Source organism: Mycobacterium sp. NS-7484 (assembly GCF_001953975.1).
Lineage (GTDB): Bacteria > Actinomycetota > Actinomycetes > Mycobacteriales > Mycobacteriaceae > Mycobacterium.
The window spans coordinates 1-22,694 of record NZ_MBEJ01000106.1 but is presented as its reverse complement, the minus strand read 5'-3'; the positions used below and the strand labels follow the sequence as shown (position 1 = coordinate 22,694).

At 68.0% G+C, this 22,694-nt stretch carries 28 protein-coding genes; 15 read left to right on the top strand and 13 right to left on the bottom strand.

The window, feature by feature from the left end:
- Positions 1-34 precede the first annotated feature (34 nt).
- Positions 35-796, top strand: coding sequence for an alpha/beta fold hydrolase (locus A5733_RS19725; RefSeq protein WP_076241353.1), 762 nt, complete (start codon positions 35-37; stop codon positions 794-796).
- Here the strand turns inward: A5733_RS19725 and A5733_RS19720 are convergent.
- The gene (locus A5733_RS19720; protein ID WP_076241352.1) at positions 779-1,009 is read right to left on the bottom strand and encodes a hypothetical protein; all 231 of its coding nucleotides are present in this window, start codon (positions 1,007-1,009) and stop codon (positions 779-781) included. The genes A5733_RS19725 and A5733_RS19720 overlap by 18 nt on opposite strands.
- 71 nt (positions 1,010-1,080) lie before the next feature.
- Between A5733_RS19720 and A5733_RS19715 the strand changes: the two genes are divergently transcribed.
- On the top strand, positions 1,081-2,061 hold the full coding sequence (locus A5733_RS19715; protein WP_076241351.1) for a helix-turn-helix domain-containing protein: 981 nt from the start codon (positions 1,081-1,083) through the stop codon (positions 2,059-2,061).
- Here A5733_RS19715 and A5733_RS19710 read toward each other — a convergent pair.
- Together A5733_RS19710 and A5733_RS19705 are read right to left on the bottom strand one after the other, a co-directional pair.
- Complete coding sequence (locus A5733_RS19710; protein WP_076241350.1) at positions 2,010-3,413, bottom strand: NAD(P)/FAD-dependent oxidoreductase; 1,404 nt, start codon at positions 3,411-3,413, stop codon at positions 2,010-2,012. The genes A5733_RS19715 and A5733_RS19710 overlap by 52 nt on opposite strands.
- A gap of 46 nt (positions 3,414-3,459) precedes the next feature.
- Positions 3,460-4,395 carry an A/G-specific adenine glycosylase gene (locus A5733_RS19705; protein ID WP_082957586.1) on the bottom strand — a complete coding sequence of 312 codons (936 nt, stop codon included), beginning with the start codon at positions 4,393-4,395 and terminating at the stop codon, positions 3,460-3,462.
- 25 nt (positions 4,396-4,420) lie between these two features.
- Between A5733_RS19705 and A5733_RS19700 the strand changes: the two genes are divergently transcribed.
- Both A5733_RS19700 and A5733_RS19695 read left to right on the top strand, forming a co-directional pair.
- On the top strand, positions 4,421-5,041 hold the full coding sequence (locus tag A5733_RS19700; protein ID WP_067766476.1) for a carbonic anhydrase: 621 nt from the start codon (positions 4,421-4,423) through the stop codon (positions 5,039-5,041).
- A gap of 56 nt (positions 5,042-5,097) precedes the next feature.
- Positions 5,098-5,868, top strand: a complete 771-nt coding sequence (locus A5733_RS19695) for a hypothetical protein (protein ID WP_197508198.1) — start codon at positions 5,098-5,100, stop codon at positions 5,866-5,868.
- Positions 5,869-5,870: 2 nt separating this feature from the next.
- Here A5733_RS19695 and disA read toward each other — a convergent pair whose 3' ends face one another.
- The 3 genes from disA to A5733_RS19680 form a co-directional block, all read right to left on the bottom strand.
- The gene (gene disA, locus A5733_RS19690; protein WP_198938896.1) at positions 5,871-6,950 is read right to left on the bottom strand and encodes a DNA integrity scanning diadenylate cyclase DisA; all 1,080 of its coding nucleotides are present in this window, start codon (positions 6,948-6,950) and stop codon (positions 5,871-5,873) included.
- Between the two features lie 60 nt (positions 6,951-7,010).
- On the bottom strand, positions 7,011-8,417 hold the full coding sequence (radA, locus tag A5733_RS19685; protein ID WP_076241387.1) for a DNA repair protein RadA: 1,407 nt from the start codon (positions 8,415-8,417) through the stop codon (positions 7,011-7,013).
- A 160-nt stretch (positions 8,418-8,577) separates the two neighbouring features.
- Positions 8,578-9,165, bottom strand: a complete 588-nt coding sequence (locus A5733_RS19680) for a hypothetical protein (RefSeq protein WP_067766485.1) — start codon at positions 9,163-9,165, stop codon at positions 8,578-8,580.
- Between the two features lie 319 nt (positions 9,166-9,484).
- Between A5733_RS19680 and carD the strand changes: the two genes are divergently transcribed.
- Genes carD through rlmB form a run of 5 tightly spaced genes read left to right on the top strand, consistent with a single transcriptional unit; the run spans position 9,485 to position 13,541 of the window.
- Positions 9,485-9,973 carry an RNA polymerase-binding transcription factor CarD gene (gene carD / locus A5733_RS19675; RefSeq protein ID WP_003921720.1) on the top strand — a complete coding sequence of 163 codons (489 nt, stop codon included), beginning with the start codon at positions 9,485-9,487 and terminating at the stop codon, positions 9,971-9,973.
- 6 nt (positions 9,974-9,979) lie between these two features.
- Positions 9,980-10,648 (top strand): 2-C-methyl-D-erythritol 4-phosphate cytidylyltransferase, encoded by a 669-nt coding sequence (ispD, locus tag A5733_RS19670; RefSeq protein WP_076241348.1) that lies wholly within the window; start codon positions 9,980-9,982, stop codon positions 10,646-10,648.
- A gap of 18 nt (positions 10,649-10,666) precedes the next feature.
- A complete protein-coding gene (gene ispF, locus A5733_RS19665; RefSeq protein WP_067766491.1) occupies positions 10,667-11,143 on the top strand; it encodes a 2-C-methyl-D-erythritol 2,4-cyclodiphosphate synthase in 477 nt (158 codons plus the stop codon).
- A 19-nt stretch (positions 11,144-11,162) separates the two neighbouring features.
- On the top strand, positions 11,163-12,599 hold the full coding sequence (gene cysS / locus A5733_RS19660) for a cysteine--tRNA ligase (protein WP_142254099.1): 1,437 nt from the start codon (positions 11,163-11,165) through the stop codon (positions 12,597-12,599).
- Positions 12,600-13,541, top strand: a complete 942-nt coding sequence (gene rlmB, locus A5733_RS19655; RefSeq protein ID WP_067766496.1) for a 23S rRNA (guanosine(2251)-2'-O)-methyltransferase RlmB — start codon at positions 12,600-12,602, stop codon at positions 13,539-13,541. It begins immediately after the preceding gene.
- 37 nt (positions 13,542-13,578) lie between these two features.
- On the opposite strand, the gene A5733_RS19650 is transcribed toward rlmB, so the two are convergent.
- The 4 genes from A5733_RS19650 to mrf are packed head-to-tail and all read right to left on the bottom strand — an operon-like array spanning position 13,579 to position 17,187.
- Positions 13,579-14,814 (bottom strand): SLC13 family permease, encoded by a 1,236-nt coding sequence (locus A5733_RS19650; RefSeq protein WP_076241385.1) that lies wholly within the window; start codon positions 14,812-14,814, stop codon positions 13,579-13,581.
- Positions 14,811-15,731 (bottom strand): MBL fold metallo-hydrolase, encoded by a 921-nt coding sequence (locus A5733_RS19645; protein ID WP_076241347.1) that lies wholly within the window; start codon positions 15,729-15,731, stop codon positions 14,811-14,813. The genes A5733_RS19650 and A5733_RS19645 overlap by 4 nt, the downstream gene beginning before the upstream one ends.
- 32 nt (positions 15,732-15,763) lie before the next feature.
- Positions 15,764-16,012 (bottom strand): type B 50S ribosomal protein L31, encoded by a 249-nt coding sequence (locus A5733_RS19640; protein WP_076241346.1) that lies wholly within the window; start codon positions 16,010-16,012, stop codon positions 15,764-15,766.
- Positions 16,009-17,187, bottom strand: coding sequence for a ribosome hibernation factor-recruiting GTPase MRF (mrf, locus tag A5733_RS19635; RefSeq protein ID WP_076241345.1), 1,179 nt, complete (start codon positions 17,185-17,187; stop codon positions 16,009-16,011). Before mrf ends, A5733_RS19640 begins: the two co-directional genes overlap by 4 nt.
- A 70-nt stretch (positions 17,188-17,257) precedes the next feature.
- Here mrf and rpmB point away from each other — a divergent pair, with 70 nt between their 5' ends.
- Genes rpmB through rpsR form a run of 4 tightly spaced genes read left to right on the top strand, consistent with a single transcriptional unit; the run spans position 17,258 to position 18,226 of the window.
- On the top strand, positions 17,258-17,494 hold the full coding sequence (gene rpmB, locus A5733_RS19630) for a 50S ribosomal protein L28 (RefSeq protein ID WP_036442426.1): 237 nt from the start codon (positions 17,258-17,260) through the stop codon (positions 17,492-17,494).
- A complete protein-coding gene (gene rpmG, locus A5733_RS19625) occupies positions 17,494-17,658 on the top strand; it encodes a 50S ribosomal protein L33 (RefSeq protein ID WP_003882496.1) in 165 nt (54 codons plus the stop codon). Before rpmB ends, rpmG begins: the two co-directional genes overlap by 1 nt.
- Positions 17,658-17,963 carry a 30S ribosomal protein S14 gene (gene rpsN / locus A5733_RS19620; RefSeq protein WP_067766511.1) on the top strand — a complete coding sequence of 102 codons (306 nt, stop codon included), beginning with the start codon at positions 17,658-17,660 and terminating at the stop codon, positions 17,961-17,963. Before rpmG ends, rpsN begins: the two co-directional genes overlap by 1 nt.
- On the top strand, positions 17,963-18,226 hold the full coding sequence (rpsR, locus tag A5733_RS19615) for a 30S ribosomal protein S18 (RefSeq protein WP_067766514.1): 264 nt from the start codon (positions 17,963-17,965) through the stop codon (positions 18,224-18,226). Before rpsN ends, rpsR begins: the two co-directional genes overlap by 1 nt.
- A 5-nt stretch (positions 18,227-18,231) precedes the next feature.
- Here the strand turns inward: rpsR and A5733_RS19610 are convergent, their stop codons facing one another.
- Entirely contained in the window at positions 18,232-18,993 is a 762-nt protein-coding gene (locus tag A5733_RS19610) for a LamB/YcsF family protein (RefSeq protein WP_076241344.1), read from the bottom strand.
- Positions 18,994-19,002: 9 nt separating this feature from the next.
- Positions 19,003-19,662: a 5,6-dimethylbenzimidazole synthase gene (bluB, locus tag A5733_RS19605; protein WP_076241343.1), complete on the bottom strand. Its 660-nt coding sequence runs from the start codon at positions 19,660-19,662 to the stop codon at positions 19,003-19,005.
- A gap of 116 nt (positions 19,663-19,778) precedes the next feature.
- Here bluB and aztD point away from each other — a divergent pair, with 116 nt between their 5' ends.
- Positions 19,779-20,945, top strand: a complete 1,167-nt coding sequence (gene aztD, locus A5733_RS19600) for a zinc metallochaperone AztD (RefSeq protein ID WP_142254098.1) — start codon at positions 19,779-19,781, stop codon at positions 20,943-20,945.
- Positions 20,946-21,049: 104 nt separating this feature from the next.
- Here the strand turns inward: aztD and A5733_RS19595 are convergent, their stop codons facing one another.
- The gene (locus A5733_RS19595) at positions 21,050-22,180 is read right to left on the bottom strand and encodes a GTP-binding protein (protein ID WP_076241342.1); all 1,131 of its coding nucleotides are present in this window, start codon (positions 22,178-22,180) and stop codon (positions 21,050-21,052) included.
- A gap of 57 nt (positions 22,181-22,237) precedes the next feature.
- Here A5733_RS19595 and A5733_RS19590 point away from each other — a divergent pair.
- A partial coding sequence (locus A5733_RS19590; protein ID WP_198938894.1) for a metal ABC transporter solute-binding protein, Zn/Mn family occupies positions 22,238-22,694 on the top strand: 457 nt, incomplete at its 3' end.

Here is a 22,694-nt window from a genome sequence, read left to right as displayed (position 1 = left end):
TCAGGCTACCGGTACGGCCCGGCAAGATAACGGCATGGTCACAGATCTACTCACGTACCGAGGGGGCCACGGCGAGCCCATCGTCCTGGTGCACGGCCTGATGGGCCGCGGCAGCACCTGGTCACGCCAAGTGCCGTGGTTGACCGGGCTGGGTGCGGTCTACACCTACGACGCGCCGTGGCACCGGGGGCGTGACGTCGCCGATCCGTATCCGATCAGCACCGAACGGTTCGTGGCCGATCTCGGTGATGCCGTGGCCGCGTTGGGGCGACCGGCGGCGATGGTGGGCCATTCCATGGGCGCACTGCATTCCTGGTGCCTGGCCGCGGCCCGGCCGGAGTTGGTCAGCGCGGTGGTGGTCGAGGACATGGCCCCCGATTTCCGGGGTCGCACCACCGGGCCGTGGGAACCGTGGGTGCACGCGTTGCCGGTCGAATTCGGTTCTGAGCAAGAGGTTTACGACGAGTTCGGACCCGTGGCCGGGCGGTACTTCCTGGAGGCGTTCGACCGGACGCCCACGGGCTGGCGGCTGCACGGATACCCACAGTGGTGGCTGGATATCGCCGCCCAGTGGGGGACACGGGATTACTGGCAGCAGTGGCGTGGGGTGCGGGTCCCGGCCCTGCTGCTGGAGGCGGGCAATTCGGTGGCGCCGCCCGGGCAGATGCGTGAGATGGACGAGACCGGCCAGGCCACAACGTATCTGCACATCCCTGGGGCCGGTCATCTGATCCACGACGACGAGCCAGAGGTTTACCGCGAGGCCGTGACCGCCTTCCTATCGGTGCTCGCCTGACGCCCCTGCACTGGGCCAGCAGGGTTGGCGCTCGAAGCGGGTGCGTACGGCATCGAGGTCCTGGTCGGCACGGTAGGCCTCGTAGTCGGGCTGGCGGATGTCGAACACGTCGAGGCGGAATCGAAGGACGTTGTCACGGTGCGCGGCCCAGCTCACGACGGCGGCGACCGCGATCGGCGAGATCAGGATGAACAGGGCGAGTGCAACGGTCATGGCAGTAATCGTTGCAAGGGATATATCCGGCCAACAGTGGCAGTAGTGACACCTTGCGATAAAATGCTGCCATGCTGCGAAGTGTCTCCGCCCTGGTGCTCGATGGTCTGGCGATCTTCGAATTCGGGGTCATCTGCGAGGTTTTCGGGATTGACCGGTCAGCCGACGGGGTGCCGAACTTCGACTTCAAGGTGTGTGGTCCCGAGCCGGGAAAGCCACTGCGGACATCGGTCGGCGCCACGCTGACCCCCGAGCACGGCCTCGATGCACTCCAGGGCGCGGATCTCGTGGCGATCCCGGCCATCGGCGGCTCCGATTACCTGCCCGCGGCGCTGGACGCCGTGCGCGCGGCGGCGGATGCCGGCTCGATCATCCTGACCGTGTGCTCGGGGGCTTTCCTGGCCGGTGCGGCCGGACTACTCGACGGCCGCCCGTGCACGACGCACTGGATGCATGCCGATGCCTTGGCCCGCAAATATCCCACCGCCCGGGTAGATCGCAACGTGCTGTTCGTCGACGACGGCAACCTGATCACCAGCGCCGGCACCGCGGCCGGCATCGATGCCTGCCTGCACCTGGTCCGCCGGGAACTGGGCAGTGAGGTGACCAACAAGATCGCCCGCCGCATGGTCGTGCCACCGCAGCGCGACGGCGGTCAACGTCAGTTCATCGACCAGCCGATTCCGGTCCGATGTTCGGAAGGCTTTGCCCCGCAACTGGACTGGATCATGGACAACCTGGACAAGCCGCACACCGTGACGAGTCTGGCCCGGCGTTCGGCGATGTCCACCCGCACATTCGCCCGCCGGTTCGTCGAGGAGACCGGCACCACCCCGATGCAGTGGATCACCGATCAGCGGGTGCTGTACGCGCGCCGGCTGTTGGAAGAGACAGATCTCGACATCGACCGGATCGCCGGGCAGGCCGGATTCGGCACCGCAACCCTGCTGCGCCACCACTTCCGCCGCGTCATCGGCGTGACGCCATCGGACTACCGGCGTCAATTCGCCTGTGCCGCAGATGACCCGGGAGATGTCGAGGCCACCGCGTAGTCGGTGCGGCGACCGTCGCGGACCCGTCCGGCCCGCGCCGCGCGGTAGGCGATGGCGGGCCGGAACAGTCGCGTGGGAGCGTCGATCATCCCGGTCACCCGGGTCAGTGCGGTGGTGACCGCCGGGTCGTGCTCGGCGGCCGACATGACGCGACCGAGGTAGGCGTTGCTCAGCCGCATCGACCACGGACGCGGCCCGATCACCTCGGGTAAAGCCAGATCGGAGCCAACGGCGGTCTGCCACGCCACCCGCAGCGGGCGTGCCGCCGCGGTGAAGAATCGCCGCGCCAGGTTGTTGTCGGTGTGCTGCAGGCACTCGCGCAGGATGGTCGCCTCGATGGCCGCCAGCGTCATCCCCTGGCCGTAGATCGGGTTGAAACTGCAGATGGCGTCCCCGATCACGAGCAGGCCGTCGGGGAACCTGCGCATCTTGTCGTAGCGACGCCACCGGTTCGACGGCACCCGATAGTGCGCGACCTCGCCGAGGGGGTCAGCCGCGCGCACCGCTTCGAGTGCCTGCGGCGGCGCGAAACCTTCTCCAAAAGACTGCATTTCGGTGAAGTTGGCGGGCGGTTCCAGGCCGGCCATGGTGCCCTGGGTGAGCATCCAGATGTTGTTTTCGTAGCCGATCAGCGCCCAGGTCGTGGGGCGGCCCGGTTCCGGGAAGATCGCCACCAGGTGTTCGGGCAGGGCATCGGGGGACATGGTGAGCATTTGGCTGACATAGGCCAGCCGCACCACAAGCTCGTCTTCTCGGGGGCGGGAGTATCCGAGCTCGGCCAAGAAGGTGGGCGTGCGTGAGCCGCGACCGGTGGCATCCACCACCAGGTCGGCTGCCAGCTCGGTCGGTGAGCTGTTGTTGCGGTCCTGCACGACGACGCCGGTCACCCGGGCACCGCCGGGGCTGGCGGTCAGCCCGCGCACGTCGTGACCGGACAAGACCGAGATGTTGTCGATCGCTGCCAGCCGTCGGCGCACGCTCCATTCCAGAAAGGCCCGACTCGGGTAGTACTGCGTGGGCGCCGAGGGTGCAGTGCCTGATCGCAAAAACAGGTGGCCGCCAACCGAAATCCACAACTTCGACAGATCTCCGTCGTCCCACTTGCCGACCCCGCCGGCGACGAGCTCGTCGAGGAAACCGGGGAACAGCTCGTCCAGAATCGCCGAACTGCGTGCCAACAGTGCGTGGGCGTGCCGGCCCTGTGGCACGCCGCGCCGGTTCTGGGCGGTGTCCGGGATCTCGTCGCGTTCGACGATGGTGACCGTCTCGTAGTGCTCGGCCAGTACCCGTGCGGCCAGCGCACCCGCCATGCTCGCACCCAACACCACCGCATGCCCGCCCGATCGAGTCATGAAAGCAGTGTTCGCCCGGGTCCGACCGGCCGGATAGAGTACCGCCCTACCTCAGTTCGGGCGCGCAATCGGAGCGTCGCGTGCCCCTGCGGCCCGAATTCATGCCGACTTCATGTATTTCACCTTCGCCTGCCAGAGCGAACCGGCCATCGCCAGTTTGCTCGACGAGTCCGTCGACCAGCAGTGAATCCAGCGCCCGGTCCCGCTGTGCCGGATCGGACAACCACACCACGTCCAGCTGGCTTTTGACCACCGGAGTTGTGCTGGCCCGCAACACATCCAGCAGCTTGCCGCGGACCTGTCGATCCGTGCCGGCGTACCGCTGCACCCGCCGGGCGATGGTGGCCGCCGGGTAGCCGGCCGACCGCCAGCGGCAGCTGCTCAGCGGGCAGTTCCCGCACTGCGGGGAGCGGGACGTGCACACCACCGCGCCCAACTCCATCAGCGCGGCCGAGAACGTCGGCGCCGTCGCGTCCGGTGGTAGCAGTGCCGCCACGTCATCGAGGTCACGGGCACGTGCGGGGGCGTCGGCCTGGCCGTGCAGCACCCGCGTCACCACCCGGCGCACATTGGTGTCGACCACTGGAACACTTGCCCGGTAGGCGAAGCAGGCCACCGCCCGCGCGGTGTAGGCGCCGATGCCGGGCAGTGTCAGCAGGGTCTCGACGTCGGTGGGCACTTCGTCGCCGTACTCGTCGGCGATGACGACCGCGCACTCGTGCAGCCGCTTGGCCCGTCGCGGATATCCCAGTTTTCCCCAGGCCCGCAACACCTCGGCCGCCCCGGCTGCCGCAGTGGACGACGGTGTGGGCCACCGGTCGATCCAGGCCAGCCAGATCGGCTCGACCCGGGCCACCGGTGTTTGCTGCAGCATGAATTCGCTGACCAGGATCTGCCACGCGGTGACGCCCGGTCGACGCCACGGCAGGTCACGCTGAGCCTGCTCATACCACCGCAAGAGCTCCTCCGCGTCGATGCTCATCAGCGGCTCATGCAAAATGGTTGATATGCCCAACTCAAACCCAGTGTCCGCATGGAAAGCACTCAAGGACGGTAACGCCCGCTTCGTGGCAGGCGAACCGCAGCACCCAAGCCAGGACATCGCCCGTCGCGCCAGCCTGGCGAACGGGCAGAAGCCCACTGCCGTGGTGTTCGGCTGCGGCGACAGCCGCGTGGCCGCGGAGTTGCTGTTCGACCAGGGTCTCGGCGACATGTTCGTGGTGCGCACCGCAGGCCACGTGATCGACAACTCGGTGCTGGGTTCGATCGAATACGCGGTGTCGATCCTGAACGTGCCGCTGATTGTGGTGCTCGGCCACGACAGCTGCGGTGCGGTCCAGGCTGCCATCAACGCCCTCGACGAGGGCACGGTGCCCGGCGGTTACGTGCGCGACATCGTCGAGCGGGTGACCCCGTCGATCCTGATGGGACGGCATGCCGGTCTGAAGCGGGTCGACGAGTTCGAGGAGTACCACGTCAACGAGACGGTGTCGCAGTTGAAGCTGCGCTCGGCGGCAATCGCCGAGGGACTTGCCGCAGGCACGCAGGCCATCGTCGGTGCCACCTACCACCTGGCCGACGGGCGGGTGGAACTGCGCAGTCACCTCGGCGACATCGGCGAAGCCTGACGACACGCCGGGTCGCCTCGAACAACTGGGGATGACCTGGGCTTACCGTGAAAGCCGTGTTGGATCTGGAACCTCATGGGCCACTGCCCGCACAGATTTACTGGCGGCGCAGGGCGCTGGCTATCGGTATCGCGGTAGTCGTCGTGGGGATCGTCGCCGCGATCGTCGCGGTGATCATGACCAGTAACTCCGGTGCCGAGTCCAAGCCCGCCGACGAGCCGGCTGCCAGCGCGGCCCCGCCGACCCCGTTGCCGGGGGAGAACCCCGAGGTCAAGTCCCCGGTGGTGCCCCCGGCGCAGCACGCGCCGCCGCCGACGGCGACGCCGACCGCCGCGGTGACACCGCCCCCGCTGCTCAAGGAGGGGGACGACTGCCCGGATTCGACGCTTGCCGTCAAGGGCATCACCAGCCAGCCGGAGTACGTGGTCGGCGATCAGCCGAAGTTCACCATGGTGGTCACGAATATCGGCCTGGTGGCCTGCAAACGCGACGTGGGCGCCGCGGTGCTGGCCGCCTACGTCTACTCGCTGGACAACAACCGGTTGTGGTCGAACCTGGACTGCGCCCCGTCCAACGAGACCTTGGTGAAGACCTTCAATCCCGGTGAACAGGTGACCACGGAGGTCACCTGGACCGGGATGGGGTCGGCGCCGCAGTGCCCGATGCCTCGCCAGCCGATCGGACCGGGTACCTACAACCTGATCGTGCAGTTGGGCAATCTTCGATCGGCGCCGGTCCCGTTCATCCTGGCCCAGCCCAGCGCGCAGCAGCCCGGGCCGCCCGCCGGCGGCGCACCGGCGCCTGAGGTGCCCGCGCCGGGAAACTGACGTCAGGCCAGCCGGTCGGCGATGGTCGACTCGGCCAGCAGTGACAAGCCTTCGCGGATGTGCCGGGCCCACATGGAACCGATCCCGTCCACAGACTGCAGGTCATCGGCGCTGGCGGCCAACAGCCCCTGCAGTGAGCCGAACGACCGGACCAGCAGGTCGACGTGGGCGAACTGCAGTCGCGGGATGCCGGCCATCGCACGGTAGCCGCGGGAACTCATCGCCGAATCCTGCGCCTCCGCTGTCGATGGGTAACCGAAAACCCTTGCCAGCGTTGTGAAGTCGAGCAACTCACTGTCCGAGAGGGTGTCGAGCTCGTCGAGGGTGGCGTGCACCTGCGCGGCGGTCGGCGGGTCGGGAAGGGCGTGGTAGTCGCGCACGATCAGCTCGCGCGCGGCCTCGTTGTCCCCGAGAAGCTCGTCGAGCTGAAGTTTGAGCTGACGCCCATCGGTGCCGAGTTCGACGACATCGGCGTCGATCTCCAGGCTGATCCGGCGCACCATCTCCAGGCGCTGCACCACGGTCATGACGTCGCGCAGCGTCACGAAGTCCTCGATCTCGGCGGTGGAAAGCTGCTTGCTCACCTCGTCGAGCCGGCCCTTGTAGCGCTCCAGCGTGGCGATGGTCTGGTTGGCCCGCGACAGGATGGTGGCCGAATCGGGCACCACATGCCGCTCGCCGGCCACGTACACCGTCACGATGCTCATCGAATGGCTCACCGAGATCACCGGGTAACCGGTCTGGATGGCGCTGCGCTCGGCCGAGCGGTGCCGGGTACCGGATTCGTCGGTGGGGATCGACGGGTCCGGCACCAGTTGTACGTTGGCCCGCACGATCCGGCTGCCGTCGCTGGACAGCACCACCGCGCCGTCCATCTTCGACAACTCACGCAGCCGGGTGGGCGCGTAACGCACGTCGAGGGCGAACCCGCCGTCGCAGATGGCTTCCACACTGTCGTCGTAGCCCAGCACGATCAGGGCGCCCGTCTTGCCGCGCAGGATGCGTTCCAGGCCGTCGCGCAGCGGGGTACCGGGTGCCAGCCGCCCGAGGGTTTCTCGTAGCGTCGGCCGCGCCAGATGCACGACGGTGCGGCTGGTCCTGGCGCCGGAGTTCACGGCCATCTGCTCTCCTCGGGTCGGCCGCTATTGTCCGTGATCGGATTGATTGCTGGCAATCGCGATGTCTTTGAGTGCCCGTAATGCCGCCCCGATGTGATCGGCGGTGATGACGCGCATCCCGGTGGGCACGGTGGTCACCCCGGGCGGCACCACGGCAATGTTGAACCCCAGCCGGGCGGCCTCGGCCAGCCTGCGATCCATGCCGGTGACCCGGCGCAGGTCGCCGACGAGGCCGACCTCACCGATCGCCACTGCGTTCATCGGCAACGCGATGTCGAGATAGGCCGACGCGATGGCCACCGCCACGGCCAGATCCGAGGACGGATCGGTCAGCCTCATGCCGCCCACGGTGGACAGGTAGATGTCGCTGTTGCCGATCGGAAGGCCGCAACGGGTCTGCAGCACCGCGCCGATCATCGCCGCGCGGGCCGAATCGATGCCACTGACGACGCGCCGCGGCGGCCCTACGGGTGGGGCGACGAGCGCCTGCACCTCGCCGATCATCGGGCGCTTGCCGTCGAGCGTGACCGTGATCGCGGTGCCCGGCACCGCCGAGGGGCGCTGATCCAGGAACAGCCCGGACGGATCGCTGACGCACTCGATTCCGTTGTCGTGCATCTGAAAACAGCCGACCTCGTCTGCCGCGCCGAACCGGTTCTTGACCCCACGCACCATGCGCAGGCTCGACGCGTGATCCCCTTCGAAGTGCAGCACCACGTCGACGAGATGCTCTAAGGAGCGCGGCCCCGCGATGGCGCCGTCCTTGGTCACGTGGCCCACGAGGATCATCGCCACCGCCGGATCGCCGACGGCGGTCTTGGCATAGCCTGTCAGCGCCGTCGTCACCGCCCGCACCTGCGTCACCCCACCCGTCACGCCGTCGGCCTCGGTGGTGGACATGGTCTGCACCGAGTCGACGATCACCAGGCTGGGCTTGACCTCGTCGATGTGGCCGAGGGCGATCTGCAGGTCGGATTCGCCTGCCAGATAGACGTTGTCGTGTGTGCAGCCCGTGCGTTCGGCGCGCAGCCGGATTTGGCCGGCGGACTCCTCACCGGACAGGTACAGCGCGCGGCGACCGGTGTGCGCCCAGCGGTTGGCCACCTCGAGCAGCAGCGTCGACTTCCCAACGCCGGGCTCCCCGGCCAGCAGCGTCACCGAACCGGCCACCAGGCCGCCGCCGAGCACCCGGTCCAGTTCCGTCACGCCGGTGGCGTAATGCCGGGTGATGCCCGGGTCGATCGAGGTGATCGGCACCGCGGGTGAGGTCGGGGCCACCGAGCGGCGGGCCGCACCGCCCACAGACGAGAGAACGGCTACTTCGTCGACCGTTCCCCAGGTGCCGCAATTGGCGCACCGGCCGACCCATTTCGGCGTGGTGTGCTGGCATTCCGAGCAGCGGTACTGCGAACGTACTTTCGAAGCGGCCACGCCGTGACAGTAACGGCAACCGCCGACATCGACGGTCAGGCGCACCCGAGCAGCCACCTGGCAACCGACGGAAACGGCAGGTCAGTGCGAACGCAAAAACCCCGCCGGGTGGTCCCGACGGGGTCGCAGCCTCAGGGGTCAACCCTCAGCGATGAAGCGATCAGTGGTGGCCGCCCGTACCACCGGTCTCGGCAGCCTCTTCGGGGGACTCGCCGGCCTTGTTGCGGCGAGGCGCCTCGCCTGCCGAGATCGGCACGGCGACAGTGGTCTCACCGTTTTCGAACTTGAACGTGAAGTCGTACAGCAGCCCGTTGGTGATCGGCTTGGTCAGGGTGACCTTGGCGGTGGCGCCGTCGGCCGCCTCGGTCTTCTCCAGCGGCTTGAGCTGGCCGTCGGGCTCACCGACGACGAGGGTGCCGCCGGCCGGGATGGTCTGGTCGCCGGTCAGTGCCACGTCGCCGACGTTGGACTCGATCGAGATCAGCTTGTTGGGCTTTTCGGTGGAGCCGTTGGCCGCGACGAACAGCAGCTCGGCCTCGGAACCGGGCTCGACGTAATCCTTCTCCTGGGGTGCGCGCAGGTGCACGTTGCGCAGGGCGACCTCGCCCACCTGTGCGTTGACGCCGTTGACGGCGGGCTCCTGCGTCGCCGTCTGGGAGACCTGCCCGGCGCCGCAGCCGGTGAGAACGGCTGCGGTCAGGCCACATGCGGCCAGACCGATCGAGGCGCGCATTGCGAAGCGGTTCACTCAAGCCTCCTGAGCTGGGTCGGCGTACTTCGACTATGCACAGTAGTAGGTGGGTGTCGTCGGGGGAATGCGAGGGCTGGCAGAGGGCCGTCGACGGACCCGGTTCGGTGCCCTCCGGACCGTCGATCCACGGCTGCGGCAGGCGCACAACGGCTTTGCGCGGCGGCCCGTTTCGGGTGTCGGGCGGGCCCGGGCGTTGCACGCTTTCGTCACCATGTCAACCCCTGCTCTTCACCTGCGGTGCCCCTGACCTGCATAGTTGGTGCGCACGTGATCGCGGCCCGTGTTAGGATGGACTAGCGAAAGGGGCTCGAATCAGATGATTTTCAAGGTCGGAGACACCGTCGTCTATCCACACCACGGTGCTGCGTTGATCGAGGCGATCGAAACCCGGACTATCAAAGGCGAGCAGAAGGAATATCTCGTACTGAAGGTCGCTCAGGGGGATCTGACCGTTCGAGTGCCCGCAGAGAACGCCGAGTACGTCGGTGTCCGCGACGTCGTGGGCCAGGAAGGCCTCGACAAGGTTTTCCAGGTGTTGCGCGCGCCGCACACCGAAGAGCCGACCAACTGGTCGCGCCGCTACAAGGCCAATCTCGAGAAGTTGGCTTCCGGTGACGTGAACAAGGTTGCCGAGGTGGTCCGGGATCTGTGGCGTCGGGATCAGGAGCGCGGTCTTTCCGCGGGTGAGAAGCGAATGCTGGCCAAGGCTCGGCAGATCCTGGTCGGCGAACTCGCCTTGGCCGAGAACACCGATGACGCCAAGGCCGAGACCATCCTCGACGAGGTTCTGGCCGCCGCGTCCTGACGCGCCGTGGCAACAACTGTCGCGGTCGTCCCGGCCGCCGGCTCTGGTGAGCGGCTCGGCGCGGGCAGGCCGAAAGCATTCGTCAACCTGGGGCACAAACCCCTGCTGGAGCATGCTCTCGACGGGCTGCTCGGCTCCGGCGTGATCGACAGGGTCGTGGTCGCGGTGCCGCCCGCGCGTACCGATGAGGCCATGTTGGTCTTCGGTGCGCGGGCGCAGATCGTGGCCGGGGGAGCGGACCGTACCGAATCGGTGGGTCTGGCCCTCGGCGCCGCCGATGACGCCGATTTCGTATTGGTGCACGACGCCGCGCGGGCGCTGACCCCGCCGAGCCTGATCGCCCGGGTCGTCGCCGCGCTGACAGAAGGCCACGCCGCCGTCGTCCCCGGGCTTCCGCTGGCCGACACCATCAAGGCCGTCGACGCCAACGGGGCGGTCCTGGGCACACCCGAGCGGGCCGGGCTGCGGGCCGTGCAGACGCCACAGGGCTTCCGCGCCGACGTCTTGCGCCGCGCTTATCAGCGGGCCGGTGCCGGTGCAGTGACCGACGATGCCTCCCTTGTCGAACAGCTCGGCACTCCGGTGCAGATCGTCGAGGGCGACCCGTTGGCCTTCAAGATCACCACGCCCCTGGACCTGTTGCTGGCCGAGGCCGTGATGGCGCGCGGGGCATGACGATCGCATGCTGATTCCGTGTTGATTCCAAGGGTCGGGCTGGGTACCGACGTCCATCCGATCGAGCCCGGCCGGCCGTGTTGGCTGCTGTGTTTGGAATTCGACGGCGCCGACGGCTGCGCGGGGCATTCCGACGGCGACGTCGCCGCCCACGCGTTGTGCGACGCGCTGCTCAGTGCCGCGGGTCTCGGTGACCTCGGCGGGGTCTTCGGCACCGACCGGCCGGAATGGCGCGGGGTCACCGGCGCGGACATGCTGCGCCATGTGCGTCAGCTGGTGCAGCAGGCGGGTTTCCGGGTGGGCAACGCGACCGTGCAGGTGATCGGCAACCGGCCCAAGATCGGGCCGCGCCGCCTGGAGGCCCAGGAGCTGTTGTCCGAGCTGATCGGGGCGCCGGTATCCGTCTCGGCGACCACCACCGACGGGCTCGGTCTGACCGGTCGGGGCGAGGGTTTGGCCGCGATGGCCAGCGCTTTGGTGGTTCCTGTCGAATAGGCCGGTAAGCTGGCACGTCGTGACCGATCGCGCTCAAGCTGTCGGGTCGGCAACAGAGACCGGCCTGCGGCTGTACGACACCATGGCGGGTGCCGTACGAGATTTCGTACCGCTGCGGCCGGGGCACGCTTCGATCTACCTGTGCGGTGCCACCGTCCAGGGCCTGCCGCACATCGGCCACGTCCGTAGCGGGGTCGCGTTCGACGTGCTGCGCCGCTGGCTGACCGCCAATGGATACGACGTTGCCTTCATCCGCAACGTCACCGACATCGACGACAAGATCCTGAACAAGGCGGCCGACGCCGGCCGGCCATGGTGGGAATGGGCGGCCACCTACGAACGGGCGTTCAGCGCCGCGTATGACGCGCTGGGCGTGCTGCCGCCGTCTGCCGAGCCCCGGGCCACCGGTCACATCACCCAGATGATCGAGCTCATCGACCGGCTGATCGAGCGGGGCCATGCCTACGCCCGAGGCGGCGACGTGTACTTCGACGTGCTGAGCCTGTCGGAATACGGCGCGTTGTCCGGCCATCGCATCGACGATGTGCACCAGGGCGAGGGCGTGGCGACCGGCAAGCGCGATCAGCGCGATTTCACGTTGTGGAAGGGCGCCAAACCGGGTGAGCCGTCATGGCCGACGCCCTGGGGCCGCGGTCGTCCCGGCTGGCACACCGAGTGCGTGGCGATGTGCGAGGCCTACCTGGGTGCGGAGTTCGACATCCATGCCGGCGGTATGGACCTGGTGTTCCCGCACCACGAGAACGAGATCGCGCAGGCCCGCGCGGCAGGCGACGGCTTCGCCCGGTACTGGCTGCACAACGGCTGGGTCACCATGGGCGGCGAGAAGATGAGCAAGTCGCTGGGCAACGTGCTCTCGATTCCCGCTGTGCTGCAACGGGTTCGGGCTGCCGAGCTGCGTTACTACCTGGGAAGCGCCCATTATCGGTCCATGCTGGAGTTCTCCGAGACCGCACTGCAGGACGCGGTGAAGGCCTACAGCGGCATCGAGGACTTCCTGCATCGCGTCCGCAACCGCGTCGGGGCCGTCGCGGTCGGGGCGTGGACCCCCAAGTTCGCCGCCGCGCTCAACGACGATCTCGCGGTGCCGATGGCGCTGGCCGAGGTGCATGCCGCCCGCGCCGAGGGCAACCGGGCGCTGGATGCCGGCGATCACGAGGTCGCGATGGCGCGGGCCACGTCAATCCGGGCGATGATGGGCATCTTGGGCTGCGATCCGCTCGACGAGCGTTGGGAGTCCCGCGACGAGACCTCGGCCGCCCTGGCCGCGGTTGACGTGTTGGTCCAGTGGGCCCTGGCCGGTCGTATCGAGGCGCGCGCCAACCGGGACTGGGCTGCGGCCGACGCAATCCGCGACCGGCTCAAAGAGGCCGGGATCGAGGTCACCGACACCGCTGACGGCCCGCAGTGGGCGCTGGTGGACGGGAACGGAGCGTAGATGGCCGGGAATTCGCAGCGCCGTGGCGCAGTGCGCAAGCCAGGGACGAAGAAGGGGCCCACGGTCGGGTCCGGCGGCGTGCGTCGTCGTGGATTGGAAGGCCGTGGGGCGACGCCCCGGGCTGACCAGCGCCCACACCATCCCGCCGCCAAGAAGGCCGCGAAGGCGGCCCGTCAGGCGCAGGGGCGGCACCGCAAGACCGACGACACCGAGTTGGTGCTCGGCCGCAACCCCGTGGTGGAGTGCCTGCGGGCCAAGGTTCCGGCCACCGCGCTGTATGTGGCGCTGGGCACCGAGGCCGACGAGCGGCTCACCGAATCCGTTCAGATCGCTGCCGATCGCGGCATCTCGATCCTGGAAGTGCAGCGCCACGACCTGGACCGGATGAGCAACAACGCGTTGCACCAGGGGCTGGCCCTGCAGGTGCCGCCATACGACTACGCGCACCCCGACGATCTGGTGAAGGCGGCCCGAGATTCCGGGGAACCGGCGCTGTTGGTGGCGTTGGACAACATCTCCGATCCGCGCAACCTCGGCGCCATCGTGCGTTCGGTGGCGGCGTTCGGCGGGCACGGTGTGGTGATCCCGCAGCGGCGTTCGGCCTCGGTGACCGCGGTGGCCTGGCGTACCAGCGCCGGCGCGGCGGCCCGTACGCCAGTGGCGCGCGCGACGAATCTGACTCGGACACTGAAGAGTTGGGCCGATTCCGGGCTGCAGGTCGTGGGCCTGGATGCCGGCGGTGACACGTCGCTCGACGAACTCGACGGCGCCGGGCCGATGGTCGTGGTGGTGGGCTCGGAAGGCAAGGGGCTGTCACGGCTGGTGCGGGAGAACTGCGACGCGGTGGTGTCGATCCCGATGGCAGGGCCGACGGAGTCGCTGAACGCCTCGGTGGCCGCCGGTGTGGTGCTCGCCGAGATCGCCCGTCAACGTCGCGCCTGACTTCCATTCTGCGGTCAAGTGCGAGTGCGGTCAGCCCTCACCGCAGAATCAAACCGAGGCTGAGCCATAGCGCGAGCACACCGGCCAGCAGTGTCGCCGGCACGGTGACCAGCCCTACCCAGCTGAACTCCGTGGCTTTGGCGGGTAGGCCTTCTCGATGAACGACATTGCGCCACAAAAGATTCGACAATGACCCCACGTAGGTCAGGTTCGGCCCGACGTTCACACCGATCAGCACGGCGAGCACTGCGGCCGGGCCGGCGGCGGCGACCAACGGCAGCAACACCAGCACCGCAGGCAGGTTGTTGACCAGGTTCGCCAGTACCGCCGCGATGGCGGCCAGCGCGAGGAGTTCGGGGAACGAGTCGCCGACCGGAAGTACGCCGCGCATGACGTCGTCGAGCCCGTTGCGCACCACCGCGTCCACCACCACGCCCAGGCAAAGCACGAACGCCAGGAACGGCAGGTTGACGGCGCGGGTGATGCCTTGAATTGTGCTGCGGCGCTGGGCCAGACTGCGGACCCCGAGCACGACCGCCCCGGCCAGCGCCGCCCAGGCCGGCGACGTATCGAACACCGAGGTGACGACGAAACCCGCCAGCGTCAGCCCCAACACCACGAGGACGAACACCGGAACCTCGGCCGGCGGAGGCGCCACCTCGGCAGCCCGATCCGCCAACTCGCGACGGAAAAGCACACGCAGCAGCACGAATTCGACGGCGATGACGGCCACCCAGGGCAGTGCCATCACGGCGGTGAACTCCACGAAGGACAGCCCGGCCACGGCGAAGGCCAAGAGATTCGTCAGATTCGACACCGGAAACAGCAGCGACGCCGAGTTGGCCAGGTGTGCGCTGGCGTAGGCGTGTGGCCGCGGGGGCAACGCGAGGGCGCGGGCGGTGACCAGCACCACCGGCGTCAACAGCACCACGGTAGCGTCCAGACTCAGCACCGCCGTCGTCGTCGCCCCGATCAGGAACACCCGGGTCAGCAGCCGCCGGGCATCCCCGCGGCTGGCGCGGGCCATCACGGTGCCTGCGGCGTGGAACAGTCCTTCGTCGTCGCACAGGTGCGCCAGCACCAACACCGCCCCAAGGAAGCCGACAACCGGCAGCAGGCGGTTCGCCTCGGCGATAGCGTCGGAACCGGAGATCGCGCCGAACGCGATCAGCAGACCGGCAGCCGGCACCGCCGCGACCGCCTCGGGCCAGCCATTCGGGCGCGCCATCGCGAAGGCCAGCACCACGGCCAGCGCGATGAGCGCCAGGATCAGTGCCAGGGGTCGGCCCGATCCCACAGGGTCGGCAGGTGCAGGCGCACTCCGTCGACTTCGGCCAACCGGGTCAGTACCTGCATCGAGACATCCAGGTCGTCACCGGCATACGGCAAGGCGCGCAACGGTTTGTGCAGCGGGCGGAAGAAGTCGTCCCAGTGGATCAGCACGACCCGCCGCGCTCCCACCGCGCGAACCGTCTCGGCCCAGTAACTTTCGAAATACTGGTCGGACTGCAGCCCGAGTTGACCGATCCCGAGGTAGACCACCTCGGCACGCTGCCCGGCCAGTGCGCCGGGGACCGCGCCGGCACTGCCGACGATCAGGAGCCGGCGGTCGCTGGGCCGATGATGCACCAGTGTCGACCAGGCTTCCCCGCATCTGTAGGCCGCGACCTTGACCGGCGGCACGACGGGCTCGGTGATGATTCCGGGGAACCGGTCCGGTGGGCAGTGTTCGGACTCGAAGAGCGTCACGTCGTAGGGACCGAGAGACACGGCTTCCCCTGGGGCGGAGGTCTCGATCCGATCCGGAGGCAGACCGTGCCCGACGCCGACCTGCGCGGTCGAGGTGCCGCCCACCAGTCGGGCACCGGTCCGCTCGGCCACGACGGCCGAATCCATCGCATGGTCGAAGTGGCTGTGTACCGGCAGCACCGCCTCCAGCTTGTCGATGCCGAGCCGGGCCAGGCAGCCCTCGATGCGGGGAAGTGACGGCCTTAGCTTGCGTAAGACCACGGTCGGCAGCGCGGGCCGGGAGAAGAATCCGTCGGTCAGGACGGCCGAGGTGCCGTCGTCTACGAGCAGCGTGCTGACCCCGGCCCAGGTGACGCTGAGCGGGGACTGCGATGTGGCCGACGGCACGTCGAAATACCGCGCATAGGGGGCCAGGTCGGGTCTGCCGGGCTTGAGCCGCATGGCTTCACCCTAAAACCGGCCTGATCGGGGACCTAGCCGTAGCGTCGGCGGAACTTCTCCACCTGCCCGGCCGAGTCGATGTGCCGTGCCGACCCGGTCCAGAACGGATGGGAATCGCTGGTGACGTCGACGACGATCAGCGGGTAGGTCTGCATGCCGTCGGCGGTCGGCCACTCGATGGTGCGATCGCTGGTCGCCGTCGAGCGGGTCAGGAACTTGGTGCCCGTCGCGGCGTCCTGAAACACCACGGGGTGGTAGTCGGGGTGGATGTCGGATTTCACTGGGATTCGCCTTCTGTGTGAACGGATGTTGCGGCCTCGTCGACGGCGGGCTGACAGGGCTCTTCGTGCCAGTCACCGAACGGGTCGGGGTACGTGGCCCACTCGTGCGGTCGGGCCAGCTCGTCGTCGGTGAGCAGAGCGCCGCGCAGCGCCTCGATCACCTCGCCGGGTCGGGCGCCACAGACCAACACGGTCAACGAGACGTGGCGGTCACCGAATTGGTGATGCCAGTCGATCGCGGCGACGGCCAGACGTTCGGGGTCGGTGTAGGCGCGCTCGGAGTCGTCCATTGCCACCAACCACTTTCCGGCATTGCTGAAATGCATTCCGCCGCCCGCGGATTCGATCCACATGACATCGGACGGCCGGTTGGCCAGCCAGGCCCGGCCGCGGGTGCGCACGACGCCGTCGAGCAGGTGGTCTATCGCGTCGTGCAGTCGCGTGGGATGGAACGGCCGGCGCGCGGCGAACTCCACGATGATGACCTCATCGTCGGGCTCCAGCGGGGGTTCACCGGCGAGCAGCGGATCGTGCGGGGTGGTGGCGCGGCCCCGTGGGCTGTTCGGTTCCAGGTGGGCCAGGCCGAGCTCGACCCGGTCGGGGCCGACGGTGATGCGGGCGCGGGGAGCGAGCCGGCGCAACACCGCCAGGGTGGTGGCGTCCGGCTCGTTGAGCACCAGCATGTCGGCGAACTCGGCCTGCCCGACGACCACCTGGGCGACCGTGCGTCCGTCGGGCAGTTCCTCGTCGCCGACGGACTGCTGCAGCCAGACCGTCGCGTCGAGGCAGGCGATCACCGCGTCGATGGTGACGTCGCGGGCAGCGGGCCCGTCGATGTAGCCGGAGCCGACGTGGACCCGGATGGTGTTGATGGCCCAGCACACCGGTTCGGCTTCCAGCCAGGGCATCAACTGCACGACGATGCGGTCCACGTCATCGCGCCGGTGCAGGCGCCGCAGCAAGATCAGCAGGTCGTCGCGCACTGTGCAGGAGACGCAGCCGTGTGCCAGCTCGAGAGCGAGTTCGGATGTGCTGTTGCTGTCGGACACGGTGCGCAACACCACCTGGCCGTCGAACACGTGGCGCACCAAGACCGTGCCCGGCTTGCGGCTCAGCTGTGCTGCGACCTCGTCGGCGTCACCTTGTCCGGCGATCAGCACTACAGGGGTTCGCACTGCACCTCCCCGGATTTGTTGTTGAAAACGATTGTCATTATCGTGAGGGTACCCCATCCGAAGGAGGCCGATGTCTGCCCACTGCCAAGTCACCGGGCGCTCGCCCGGGTTCGGCAACACGGTGTCGCACTCGCACAAGCGCAGTCGCCGACGCTGGAACCCCAACATCCAGACCAAGACGTACTACCTGCCCACCGAAGGTCGTCGCATCCGACTTCGGGTCAGCGCCAAGGGAATCAAGGTGATCGACCGCGACGGCATCGAAGCGGTGGTTGCCCGGCTGCGTAGTGCGGGGGAGAAGATCTGATGGCAAGAACAGATATTCGGCCGATCGTGAAGCTGAAGTCCACGGCGGGAACCGGTTACACGTACGTCACCCGCAAGAACCGCCGCAACGACCCGGACCGGATCGTGCTGCGCAAGTACGACCCGGTGATCCGCCGCCACGTCGACTTCCGAGAGGAGCGCTGATGGCCAAGCGATCCAAGATCGTCAAGAACGAACAACGTCGAAAGCTCGTGGAGCGCTACGCCGAACGGCGGGCCGAGCTCAAAGAGGCCATCCGCAATCCGGCCAGCACCGGCGAGCAGAAAGCCGCGGCAGTCTCGGCGCTGCAACGCCTGCCGCGGGATTCCAGCCCAGTGCGGCTGCGCAACCGGGACGCGGTCGACGGCCGTCCGCGCGGCCATCTGCGCAAGTTCGGGCTGTCCCGGGTCCGGGTGCGCGAGCTGGCGCACCGCGGTGAACTGCCCGGCGTACGGAAGTCGAGTTGGTGATGGCGACGAGTTCCCGCAAGAACACCAAGAAGCGACCGCCGGCCACCGATCTCAAGAAGCCGAGGCGCAATCAGCTGAAGGCCCTCGGGGTGACCGAGGTCGACTACAAGGACGTCCACCTGCTGCGCACGTTCATCAGCGAGCGGGGCAAGATCCGGTCCCGGCGCATCACCGGTCTCACCCCGCAGCAGCAGCGCCAGGTCGCCACGGCGATCAAGAACGCCAGGGAGATGGCGCTGCTGCCGGTGGTCGGTCCGGCCTGAACTCGCTAGCTGAACGGCGTCAGCTGGATCCCCTCGGCCGCCAAGCGATCGCGCACGGCGGTGGCGATGTTCACCGCACCCGGTGAATCACCGTGCACACAAACCGATTCCACGGTGATGGGTACTGTCGATCCGTCGACCGCGACCACCTCGCCCGTCGTCACCATCGTGGCGACACGGTCGGCGATCGCCGCCGGATCGTGCAGCACGGCGCCGGGTTCGCGGCGGGACACCAGCGTGCCGTCGGGTTGGTAGGCGCGATCGGCGAAGGCCTCGGCCACCGTGCGCAGACCCAACTGTCGCGCCTCCTCGAAGAACACCGACCCGGACAGGCCCAGCACCGGCAGGCCGGCATCGACGGCATGGACCGCCGCCGCCACCGCGGCGGCCTGCACCCGGTGGCTGACGATCGTGTTGTACAGCGCGCCATGGGGTTTGACGTACGTCACCGCCGTCCCGGCGGCATACGCGATGGCTTGGAGCGCACCGATCTGATAGATGACGTCGGCGGTCAAGTCCTCTGGGGTGACGTCGATGAAGCGCCTGCCGAACCCGGCCAGATCCCGGTAACTGACCTGAGCACCGACCCGCACTCCGCGCTCGGCGGCCCCGCGGCAGGTACGCAGCAGCAGCGCCGGGTCGCCGGCGTGAAAGCCGCAGGCGACGTTGGCGCTGGTAACCAGGCGCAACATGGCCTCGTCGTCACCGAGCGTCCAGGCGCCGAAGCTCTCGCCCAGATCGGCATTGAGGTCGACGAATCCAGCCACCCGATCAGCCTAAGGCGCGGCTACTGACGGCCAGCTGTTCTCCGAGACGAATTCGGGTAGCGGTCGGCCGACGGTCCAGTGCTCGATCTCCAGCACCGGCCGGTCCGGGAACTCGGGCACCGGACCCAGGCACAGGATCGCCACCGGCTCGGCGTCGTCGGGCATGCCCATCAGCCGAGCCAGGGGCAGGGGTTCGAAAATCGACACCCACCCCATGCCGAGGCCCTCGGCGCGCGCGGCCAGCCACATGTTCTGGATCGCGCACGACACCGATGCCAGATCCATCTGGGGCAGCGTGCGGCGGCCGAAGATATGCCGGTCACGGTTCTCGCCGAGGGCGACGACGAACAGTTCGGCGCAGTCGAGGATGCCCTCGACCTTCAGGGCCAGGAACTCCTCGCCGCGGGAGCCCAGCGCATCGGCGGTGTGCACGCGTTCCTCGTCGACGAGCGCGTGGATCTTTCGGCGCAGCGCGTCGTCGGTGACCCGGATGAACCGCCAGGGCTGCATCAGGCCGACGCTCGGTGCGGCGTGCGCGGCCTGCAGAAGCCGGCCGAGGACCTCGGGTGCCACGGTGCTGCCCGGGACGAACCGGCGCATGTCGCGACGTTCGGCGATGGCCCGGTAGACGGCGCGACGCTCGTCGGGGCTGAAGGCGTGCTCGGACACGCATCGAGCTTAGGCGGGCCCTCGGATCCCGCCGACGCCGACCTTATTGAAAATGAATGTCATTAATGATAGGAGTTTGGAGCGCTGAACGGTTCGGTGCGAGGGAAGGAGAACATGTGCCGAAATCATTGAAGGTTCTCGTGCCCGCCGGGGCACTGACACTGGCGGCGGCGCTGGCCGGCTGCGGTGGCGGCGAACCGCAACGCGAGGCGCGCGAACCAATAGCCGATCCGCTGGTGGTCACCTACGACGGCGGGCTGTATGTACTGGACGGCAACAGCCTGCAGGTCAAGGCAGACCTCCCGGCGGATGGCTTCCTCCGGGTCAATCCGGCCGGCGACGATGCGCACGTGCTGGTGTCCGCCGACAACGGTTTCCGGCTGCTCGACGCCGCGGCGGGCGAGTTCACCGACACCACATTCATGGCCGACGAGCCGGGACACGTCGTCACACACGGCGAGCACACGGTGCTGTTCGACGAGGGGACGGGCGAGATCATCGCGCTCGACCCGCATGACATCGCAGGGTCTGCCCCGCGCATGAGGAATCTGAAGGCGCCGCAACCGCATCACGGTGTCGCGGTGGTGCTGGACGACGGAAGCTGGGTGCGCAGCGAGGGCGACGGCGACCGGCGCAGTGGTGCGGTGGCATTTGATGCCTCGGATCGGGAGATCGCCCGCAGTGGTGAATGTCCCGGTCTACACGGCGAAACCGTCGCGGGAGCGTCCACACTGGTATTCGGTTGTGAGAACGGGGTATTGGCCTACGCCGACGGCGCCTTCACCAAGATCACCGCCCCGGACCCTTACGGCCGGGTGGGAACCGTTCGCGGACACGAAGACTCACCGGTGGTGCTGGGTGACTACAAGGTCGATCCTGACGCCGAGCTGGAACGGCCCAACCGCTTCTCTCTGGCCGACACCGCGAGCAAGCAGTTGCGTCTGGTCGCCCTCCCGCAGTCGGTCAGCTACTCGTTCCGGTCGCTGGCCCGCGGGCCCCATGGCGAAGGCCTCATCCTGGGTACCGACGGCAATCTCCACGTCGTCGATCCGGTGTCCGGGCAGACCCTGAAGACGATCGCGGTGGTCGAACCGTGGACCGAACCCGAGGACTGGGAGCAGCCCCGTCCGAGCGTGTTCGCCCGCGGCCACGACGTGTACGTCACCGACCCCGCCACCAGGCAGATTCACGCGGTCGATGTCGAATCCGGCGAGAAAGGCACATCGGTGACGCTCGATCAGGCGCCCAATGAGCTCAGCGGAACCGTGGGCCACGAGCACTAGCCGGGCACACCAACGGTTCAGCCCCACATCGAGATTGCACTCAGGGACAGGAACGATGGCGATGTTGTCCCTGGCGACAATCTCGATGTGGGGCCGCAGGCCGCTCAGTGCGAGTGCGTGACGTTCCAGGCCGGTAGCGGATCGGGATAGCCCATCCATGCCGGCTCACCCTCGGCCAGTTCGGCATCCGTCAGCAGGGCGCTGCGCAGAAGTGCGTCGACGGCCTCCTGGTCGAGCTTGATCCCGATGAACACGATCTCCTGACCCGGCGTGATCTCGGTACCCGACCAATACTGGGCCGGCTCGATCACCAGGTTGGGGCCGGCCTGTGACCAGATCGCCGCGATCGACGGCCGGCTGGCGATCCAGCAGAAACCCTTGCTGCGCAACAGGCCTCGCACCTGTTCGAGCACTTCGGCAAGTCGCTGCGGATGAAACGGGCGATCGGCCCGAAACGTCGTCGAACAGATTCCGTACTCCTCGGTCTCGGGAGTGTGCCCCTCGGCGATCTCCTCGTCCCAGCCGGGCGCCTCGGCTGCGGCGAGTGGGTCGAACAAGCCCGTGTCGAGGACCTCGCCGAGATCGACCACGCCGTGTGCGGTGTGCAGCAGCCGTGCGCGCGGGTTGAGCTTGCGAACCACCGCCTCGACCGCGCCGAGCCGTTCGGCACTGACCAGATCGGTTTTGTTGAGCAGGATGACATCGGCGAACTCCACCTGGTCGACCAGCAGATCCGCCACGTTGCGGCCGTCTCCGGGGCCTGCGGTCATCTCGCGCTCGGCCAACGCGTCGCCGCGGACCACCTCGGTCAGGAACGTCGAGGCGTCCACCACGGTGACCAACGTGTCCAGCCGGGCCAGATCGCCGAGCCGGAAGCCGTCGCCGAACTCCCAGCTGAAGGTCGCCGCGACGGGCATGGGTTCGGAGATGCCGGTCGATTCGATCACCAGTTGGTCGAAGCGTCCCTGTCGAGCCAGCTCCCCGACCGCCTCCACGAGATCCTCGCGCAGCGTGCAGCAGATGCATCCGTTGGTGAGCTCGACCAGTTTCTCCTCGGTCCGGTCGAGGTGTCCTTGCCCGGCGATCAGTGCGGCGTCGATGTTGACCTCGCTCATGTCGTTGACGATCACGGCGACCCGTTTGCCCTCGCGGTTGGCCAGGATGTGGTTGAGCAGTGTGGTCTTGCCTGCCCCGAGGAAGCCGGACAGGACGGTGACGGGCAGCAGGTCGGACATCGCGCTCCTTATTGAAAATCATTATCAATAAGCTATCATCTGGATGTGCAACGCATAATGCAAACGGTTATCGTTATCGCCGTGCTTTCACGTCTGAACCTGCGCACTTCGGCCGCTGCCTTTCTGCTGGCCGCGCCGTTCACCCTCGTCGCCTGCGGCTCGGGTGAGACCACCGGTGCCCAATCGGCCGGAAACTGCCCGGCCACCCCGGTCAACGTCGTCGTCAGCGTCGACCAGTGGGGCGACATCGTGTCCCAACTCGCCGGGGACTGCGCGACGGTGACGACGGTGGTGGCCGGCTCGTCGGTTGATCCACACGACTTCGAGCCCGCGCCCGCGGACGCGGCGAAATTCCAGGGCGCGCAGTTGGTCGTCGTCAACGGCGGGCACTACGACGAGTGGGCTGCCAAGCTGGCTCAGAGCACTGCGCCGGATGCCGTCGTTGGGGGGGGGAGCCGCGGCGCGCCGCCCCCCCCCCACCCCCCCCCCCCCCCACCCCCTCACACGCCCGCCC

Bases quoted from the DNA above. Each gene is read 5' to 3' on its own strand.
- A5733_RS19725 (WP_076241353.1), top strand. From the start codon at position 35: ATGGTCACAGATCTACTCACGTACCGAGGGGGCCACGGCGAGCCCATC.
- rlmB (WP_067766496.1), top strand. From the start codon at position 12,600: ATGGCCGGGAATTCGCAGCGCCGTGGCGCAGTGCGCAAGCCAGGGACG.
- rpsR (WP_067766514.1), top strand. From the start codon at position 17,963: ATGGCGACGAGTTCCCGCAAGAACACCAAGAAGCGACCGCCGGCCACC.
- A5733_RS19710 (WP_076241350.1), bottom strand. From the start codon at position 3,413: ATGACTCGATCGGGCGGGCATGCGGTGGTGTTGGGTGCGAGCATGGCG.
- A5733_RS19595 (WP_076241342.1), bottom strand. From the start codon at position 22,180: ATGTCCGACCTGCTGCCCGTCACCGTCCTGTCCGGCTTCCTCGGGGCA.
- rpmG (WP_003882496.1), top strand. From the start codon at position 17,494: ATGGCAAGAACAGATATTCGGCCGATCGTGAAGCTGAAGTCCACGGCG.
- rpmB (WP_036442426.1), top strand. From the start codon at position 17,258: ATGTCTGCCCACTGCCAAGTCACCGGGCGCTCGCCCGGGTTCGGCAAC.
- carD (WP_003921720.1), top strand. From the start codon at position 9,485: ATGATTTTCAAGGTCGGAGACACCGTCGTCTATCCACACCACGGTGCT.
- A5733_RS19715 (WP_076241351.1), top strand. From the start codon at position 1,081: ATGCTGCGAAGTGTCTCCGCCCTGGTGCTCGATGGTCTGGCGATCTTC.
- A5733_RS19705 (WP_082957586.1), bottom strand. From the start codon at position 4,395: ATGAGCATCGACGCGGAGGAGCTCTTGCGGTGGTATGAGCAGGCTCAG.
- A5733_RS19645 (WP_076241347.1), bottom strand. From the start codon at position 15,731: ATGCGGCTCAAGCCCGGCAGACCCGACCTGGCCCCCTATGCGCGGTAT.
- A5733_RS19720 (WP_076241352.1), bottom strand. From the start codon at position 1,009: ATGACCGTTGCACTCGCCCTGTTCATCCTGATCTCGCCGATCGCGGTC.
- A5733_RS19700 (WP_067766476.1), top strand. From the start codon at position 4,421: ATGCCCAACTCAAACCCAGTGTCCGCATGGAAAGCACTCAAGGACGGT.
- rpsN (WP_067766511.1), top strand. From the start codon at position 17,658: ATGGCCAAGCGATCCAAGATCGTCAAGAACGAACAACGTCGAAAGCTC.